Origin of the sequence: Pseudomonas sp. Sample_9 (assembly GCF_004307535.1) — a bacterium.
Taxonomy (GTDB): domain Bacteria; phylum Pseudomonadota; class Gammaproteobacteria; order Pseudomonadales; family Pseudomonadaceae; genus Aquipseudomonas; species Aquipseudomonas mercuritolerans.
Window position 1 is genome coordinate 10,084 of sequence record NZ_RAZO01000274.1, and the last position, 4,215, is coordinate 14,298.

The 4,215-nt window shown below is 59.1% G+C and carries 5 protein-coding genes; all 5 read left to right on the plus strand.

Annotated features, from left to right (window positions below):
• Positions 1–1,061 (plus strand): response regulator (locus tag D6877_RS15080; protein ID WP_130911315.1); only part of this gene is annotated, 1,061 nt, incomplete at its 5' end.
• Positions 1,061–1,894, plus strand: a complete 834-nt coding sequence (locus D6877_RS15085) for a protein-glutamate O-methyltransferase CheR (protein WP_130911310.1) — start codon at positions 1,061–1,063, stop codon at positions 1,892–1,894. The genes D6877_RS15080 and D6877_RS15085, both read left to right, overlap by 1 nt.
• Positions 1,891–2,484 (plus strand): chemotaxis protein CheB, encoded by a 594-nt coding sequence (locus tag D6877_RS15090; RefSeq protein WP_130911311.1) that lies wholly within the window; start codon positions 1,891–1,893, stop codon positions 2,482–2,484. The genes D6877_RS15085 and D6877_RS15090 overlap by 4 nt, the downstream gene beginning before the upstream one ends.
• Entirely contained in the window at positions 2,478–3,692 is a 1,215-nt protein-coding gene (locus D6877_RS15095) for a hybrid sensor histidine kinase/response regulator (RefSeq protein ID WP_130911312.1), read from the plus strand. The genes D6877_RS15090 and D6877_RS15095 overlap by 7 nt, the downstream gene beginning before the upstream one ends.
• 44 nt (positions 3,693–3,736) lie before the next feature.
• Positions 3,737–4,114 carry a response regulator gene (locus D6877_RS15100; protein ID WP_016774860.1) on the plus strand — a complete coding sequence of 126 codons (378 nt, stop codon included), beginning with the start codon at positions 3,737–3,739 and terminating at the stop codon, positions 4,112–4,114.
• Positions 4,115–4,215 lie beyond the last annotated feature (101 nt).

Consider the following 4,215-nt stretch of genomic DNA (forward strand, 5'->3'; position numbering starts at 1 on the left):
GCGAATTCGTGCCGGATGCGATCCTGCTCGACATGCGCCTGCCGGATCATTCCGGCCTGACCGTGCTGCAACGCCTGAAAGAACGCGCCGAAACCCGGCACATTCCAGTGCACGTGATTTCCGTCGAGGATCGCGTCGAAGCGGCGATGCACATGGGCGCCATCGGCTACGCAGTGAAACCGACCACCCGCGAAGAGCTCAAGGACGTCTTCGCCCGTCTCGAAGCCAAGCTGACGCAGAAGGTCAAACGCGTGCTGCTGGTTGAAGACGACGATCTGCAACGCGAAAGCATCGCGCGGCTGATCGGCGATGAAGACATCGAAATCACCGCCGTCGGGCTGGCCCAGGACGCGCTGGAGCTGCTGCGCACGACCATCTACGACTGCATGGTCATCGATCTCAAGCTGCCAGACATGCTCGGCAACGATCTGCTCAAGCGCATGTCCACCGAGGACATCTGCTCGTTCCCGCCGGTCATCGTCTACACCGGGCGCAACCTGACCCGGGACGAAGAGGCCGAGCTGCGCAAGTATTCGCGCTCGATCATCATCAAGGGCGCGCGCTCGCCAGAGCGGTTGCTCGACGAGGTCACACTCTTTCTGCACAAAGTCGAATCGCAGCTGTCCCATGAACGGCAGAAGATGCTCAAGACCGCGCGCAGCCGCGACAAGGTCTTTGAAGGTCGCAAAGTGCTGCTGGTGGACGACGATGTGCGCAACATCTTCGCCCTGACCAGCGCGCTGGAGCACAAAGGCGCAGTCGTGGTGATCGGCCGTAATGGCCGCGAAGCGATTGAGAAACTTCATGAAGTCGAGGACATCGACCTGGTGCTGATGGACGTGATGATGCCGGAAATGGATGGCTTTGAAGCCACCATGGAAATCCGCAAGGATCCGCGCTGGCGCAAGCTGCCGATCATCGCGGTGACGGCCAAGGCCATGAAGGACGATCAGGAGCGCTGCCTGCAAGCGGGCGCCAACGATTACCTGGCCAAGCCCATCGACCTTGATCGTCTGTTCTCGCTGATACGTGTGTGGTTACCGAAAATGGAACGCATCTAGTGGAACGCAGCAGTCCGGCCGAACGCAACAGCGAGATCGAATTACGCTTGTTGATCGAGGCGATTTACCTGAAATACAGCTACGACTTTCGCGACTACTCCGGCGCTTCGATCAAGCGCCGGGTGCAGCACGCGCTGAGTCAGTTCGAGTGCGCGACCATCTCGGCCCTGCAAGAGAAAGTCCTGCACGACCCGACGGCGTTCATGCAGCTGCTGCAACTGCTGACGATCCCGGTCAGCGAGATGTTCCGCGATCCTTCGCACTTCCTGGCGATCCGCAACGAAGTGGTGCCGCTCCTGCGTACCTATCCGTCGCTGAAAATCTGGATTGCCGGCTGCAGCACGGGCGAGGAGGTCTATTCGATGGCGATCCTGTTGCGCGAGGAAGGCCTGCTCGACCGCACGATCATCTACGCCACGGACATCAACCCGCGCTCGCTGGAGAAGGCCAAGCAAGGGATTTTCTCCATGGAAAACGTCCGCGCCTACACTGCCAACTATCAGCAGGCCGGCGGTCAGCGTTCGTTTGCCGATTACTACACCGCAGCCTACGGCTACGCGATTTTCGACAAGAGCCTGTGCGAGAACGTGACGTTCGCCGACCACAGCCTGGCCACCGACAGCGTGTTCTCCGAAACCCAGTTGATTTCCTGCCGCAACGTGCTGATCTACTTCAACAAGAAGCTTCAGGACCGCGCGTTCGGGCTGTTCCATGAATCGTTGTCGCATCGCGGCTTTCTGGTGCTGGGCAGCAAGGAAACCCTGGATTTTTCCAACTACTCGAGCCAGTTCGAGGCGTTGGTCAAACAAGAACGGATCTACCGCAAATCATGAACGACACCCCGAGCCTGCCTCGCATCGAGGCCGTCGTGATCGGCGCCTCCGCAGGCGGTGTCGAGGCGTTGCTGACCCTGCTCGGGCCATTACGCAGAGGCTATGTGCTGCCGATCATCATCGTTCTGCATCTGCCGGAAGAGCGCCGCAGTCATCTGGCCGAAGTGTTCTCCCGCCGTGTGGCGATGCCGGTCAAGGAAGCTGAAGACAAGCAGGACATTGAAGCCGGCACGGTGTATTTCGCCACGCCCGGTTATCACTTGTCGGTCGAAGCGGACCGCAGCCTGTCGCTGAGCCTGGAGGATCGCGTGCATCATTCGCGGCCGTCTATTGATTACCTGTTTGAATCGGCCGCTGACGTTTACGGCGAGACACTCGCCGCCGTCCTGCTGACCGGCGCCAATCAGGATGGCGCGCGCGGGTTGGTCTGCGTAAAGCACTGCGGCGGCCTGACCATTGTTCAAGACCCCGAGGATGCACAAGTCGCCACCATGCCCCAGGCTGCACTGAACGTTCTGCAGCCGGATCATGTCCTACCCATTCACGGCATCGGCCGTCTGCTAGTCGAGCTGGAACGAATCGCATGCTGAGTAATATCCAAGCCAAACTGTTGATCGTTGACGATCTGCCAGAAAACCTGCTGGCGCTGGAAGCGCTGATCAAGCGCGAGGATCGCACGGTCTACAAGGCTCTGTCGGCGGACGAAGCACTGTCGCTGCTGCTGCAACACGAATTCGCCATGGCCATTCTCGACGTGCAGATGCCCGGCATGAACGGCTTTGAACTGGCCGAGTTGATGCGCGGCACCGAGAAAACCAAGAACATCCCGATCATCTTCGTCAGCGCCGCCGGCCGTGAACTCAATTACGCGTTCAAGGGCTATGAAAGCGGTGCGGTGGACTTCCTGCACAAGCCGCTGGACATTCATGCGGTGAAGAGCAAGGTCAACGTTTTCGTCGATCTGTATCGCCAAAGCAAAGCCATGAAGCAGCAGGTCGAGGCGCTGGAGCAGGCCCGACGCGAGCAGGAAGCGCTGCTGCAACAACTGCAAAGCACTCAGCTTGAGCTCGAGCAAGCGGTGCGCATGCGCGATGACTTCATGTCGATCGTCGCACATGAGGTGCGTACGCCGCTCAACGGGCTGATTCTCGAAACCCAGCTGCGCAAGATGCACCTGGCCCGGGACAACGCCTCGGCGTTTACGCTCGACAAGATGCAGGCGATGGTCGACCGCGATGAGCGGCAGATCAAAAGCCTGATTCGCCTGATCGAAGACATGCTCGATGTTTCGCGAATCCGCACCGGCAAACTGTCGATCCGCCCGAGTCGTTTCGATCTGGTGCAGTTGGTCGGCAACCTGTTGCAGAACTTCGCCTCGCAAATGGAAGCGGCTGAGACCAGTGTTTCCTTTGAAGCGCCCGAGCCGGTCGAAGGTTGCTGGGACGAGTTCCGCATCGAGCAAGTGGTATCCAATCTGCTGACCAACGCCTTGCGTTACGGTGGTCGCAGCCCGATTCAGGTGCGCGTCTATCGCGAAGGTGACGAGGCGCGGGTCGAAGTTCAGGACCACGGCATCGGCATCAGCGCCGAGAACCAGAAGCGTATTTTCCAGCAGTTCGAACGGGTGTCCGCCAAGACGGTGGTGGCCGGGCTCGGGCTGGGTCTGTTCATTTCCGAGCAGATCGTCGCCGCCCATGGCGGCTCCATCGTCGTCGAAAGTGAAATCAACGAAGGCGCCCTGTTTCGCGTTTGTCTGCCGATCCAGGAAAACGGCATATCCGACGCAACCTCTGAGTGACCACACGGTCGTATCAGCAGCTATTGACCGAACATAGGCTTCCCATGAGCGTAGATGCGCAAGATGTAGTACTCGTCGTCGAAGACGAACCGGTTATCTTGATGGTCCTGACAGATTACCTGTCAGGGCAGGGCTATCGCGTGTTGCAAGCGGAAAACGGCGAGCAGGCTTTCGAGATCCTCGCCAGCAAACCTCACCTGGACATGCTGATTACCGATTTCCGCCTGCCGGGCGGAATCTCCGGCGTGCAGATCGCCGAGCCGGCAGTGAAACTGCGACCGGACCTGAAAGTGATTTTCATCAGCGGCTACCCGCAGGAAATCCGTGAGACCGGCAGCCCGATCACCAGCAAGGCACCGATCCTCGAGAAACCATTCGACTTGGATGTGCTGCAGGAAAAGATTCAGGAATTGCTGGCCTGATTAAAACGACGGGCGCCGTAACCCCAATCACGGCGCCCGTTGTTTTAGCTATTGATCATCTCGCGCACCTTGGCGGTGAGCAGATCAAAGGTGAAAGGCTT